Origin of the sequence: Roseateles sp. (assembly GCF_049240545.1) — a bacterium.
Taxonomy (GTDB): domain Bacteria; phylum Pseudomonadota; class Gammaproteobacteria; order Burkholderiales; family Burkholderiaceae_C; genus Paucibacter_A.
Genome location: NZ_JBMLSK010000020.1, coordinates 1 through 2,390, shown reverse-complemented (window position 1 = coordinate 2,390; position 2,390 = coordinate 1). Strand labels below are relative to the sequence as shown.

Here is a 2,390-nt window from a genome sequence, read left to right as displayed (position 1 = left end):
GCGGCTGCGGATCCAGTCCGAGGTGGCTCAGGATCTTCTCGATCACCGGCCGCTCCAGGATGGCCGCGATGATCTTCAGTTCCCCGCCGCCGCAGTTCGGGCAGTGCTGCATATCGATGTCAAAGACCCGCTTGAGCAACCGTGCCCAGCTGATGCGGCGCGGTTGCGCCTGAACCGTCTCGGCTTCGCATGCGGCGGCGACCGCAGCTTCGGTGGCCGCCTGTGCCTGTGCGGACGGCTCCTGCGGCACCACCAGCGGGCGCAGCCTGGCGTTGGGTGCCAGCACGCCGTGGTACCGGATCAGGTGCAACCGCGGCCGCGGCACCAGCGCGGCCAGCCGCTGCATGAACTCCAGCGGGCTCATGACCAGGTGCGTGGTCCCGTCGCGCCACGGCGTCTTCAGCTTGAGCTCGACCTGCCCCGCGGCGTTGAGCTGCACCCGCTCGTCCGACAGCGCGGGGCGCGTGATGTAGCGGCACAACTGCTCCAGCCGCTTGCGGTCGTGCGCCTCGACCCGTACCGCAGCGTGCAGGCTGAACCCGTCGATGTCGGCGCACAGGGGTTGGCGCGCCCGATCCTCGCGCGGCATCGCGCCTCGCAGCGTCAGCACCTTCTGCCCGGCACGGGGACCGAAGGCGATTCGGTAAGTGATGGCCGCCGCCTGCAGCGGCCGCAGCGTGCGCGACTCCTCGCCGTCGGCATCCGGCTCGGCCAGCCAGGTCTGGCCCATATCCTCGACCAGCACGCCCCGGCGCGTGAGCATCTTCATCAGCCGCGTGATGACGGTCTGCAGCAGCGCATGCAGTTCGTCGTCGGTGGGTGCCTCCGTCTCGACGAAGGTCGGCGCGCCATCGGCACCGCAGCGGTACACCCCATCCAGCACCAGGCAGTGCAGGTGGATGTTGAGGTTGCCAGCAGATCCGAAGCGCTGGATCAGCGTGACGGCGCCGCCCTGTCCTTCGTCGGCGGGGAGCTCGGCGGCGTCCAGCAGGTGGCGCGTGATCACGCGCTGCACCACCTGCAGCACCGGCGTGACGAGCTGCGGCTGCGCGGCCAGCAGCACCCGCAGCGGGATCGGCAGCGACAGCACCCACTGCCGCACCGGGACGTGCGGGATGACGTGATCGATCAGGTGCGCCGCGGTCTGCGACATGCGGCGGGCGCCGCATGAAGGGCAGAACCCGCGCCGCTTGCAGCTGAAGGCCAGCAGCTTGTCGTGGCCGCACTCGGCGCAGCGCAACCGCAGGAACCCGTGCGCCAGGATGCCGCACTCGAGGAAGGCGTCGAACTCGTCCTTGATGAAACGAGGCAGCTCGGCGCCAGTGCTGGCCTCGGTGTGCGCGATGAAGCTGGCCGCATGCTGCTGCACCAGGCGGTACAGCGTGGTTTGCTCGGGGCGGTGGCGTTCGTAGTGGAGCGCGGCGCCGTCCGGCGCCCGCTGGGGCTGCCGGCCGATGGCTTGCACGATGGGCTCCCGGTGAGGTGAGCCCGCACAGTCTCAAGCCGTGCTCTGCGCTTCAATCGCACTGACGGCCGCCGACCGATGTGTGCCCGCCGCCGAGGGACCACCTTCGAGTGTTCTTGCTTTGGTCTGACCGGCGGCTTCAGGGCGACGAATTCAAGGGCGCGGATGTCGGGTCGGTGCCCCGGCCGTCCAAAGCGGCTCGGGCCAAGGGCAGGCTGCCGCCGCAGCTTCCAGAGGCAGATCGTGGACGTTCGGGGGCGACCTGGTGAACCATCCGGGCTAAGCCGGCTGCGCGTCGGCCAGCCGCACCGCCCCGCGTACCACGCGGTAGATGAACCAGCACCACACGCCGAACAGCAGCAGCCCGCCCAGGGTGGCGGCGCCGATCGTGGCAAACAGCGAACTCCAGGCCAGGCCGAGCGAGGTCGAGACCGACCAGTCGCCGCGCTCCTTCACCTGCGCCAGGATGTCGCGCACGAGCGGCCAGGCGCCGCCCAGGATGATGCCGACGGCCAGCACGTAGCCCGCCAGTGACAGCCAGAAGGTGCGCGCCAGCCAGCGGTAGTGGCTGGCGAGAAAGCCTACCGCCGGCGAGCCGGCGCGCAGGTGGCACACCAGCACGGCAAACAGGGCCGGCCACCAGAGAAAGATGCCGAAGCCGAACAGCGCGTAGACGATCCAGGCGATACCGAACTCGCCGGCATTGGGCACCACGCCGCTGTCGTGGGTGGGTGGAGGCAGGCTCACTGGACCCCCTTCGCGCTGCGCGCCCAGAAAACCGCCCTCGGGGCGGCCCGGCCGGCGCGCCGGCCGGGCAGGCCGGTGGGCAGACCAGCGGGCGGGGTGAGGAAGTTCGGCATCGTAGTCGTTCGGCGCCCGGCGCGGTGCGGGTTACGGGCCGCGGCGGCGCCGTTGCGTCGCGTTG

2 protein-coding genes are annotated in these 2,390 nt (G+C 70.7%); both read right to left on the bottom strand.

Going from position 1 to position 2,390, the window contains the following annotated elements:
* Positions 1-1,465, bottom strand: a 1,465-nt coding sequence (locus ACOVRJ_RS01490) for a transposase (RefSeq protein WP_422042140.1), incomplete at its 3' end; no start/stop codon positions are given.
* 279 nt (positions 1,466-1,744) lie between these two features.
* Complete coding sequence (locus tag ACOVRJ_RS01485) at positions 1,745-2,212, bottom strand: hypothetical protein (protein WP_422042139.1); 468 nt, start codon at positions 2,210-2,212, stop codon at positions 1,745-1,747.
* Positions 2,213-2,390: the final 178 nt, after the last annotated feature.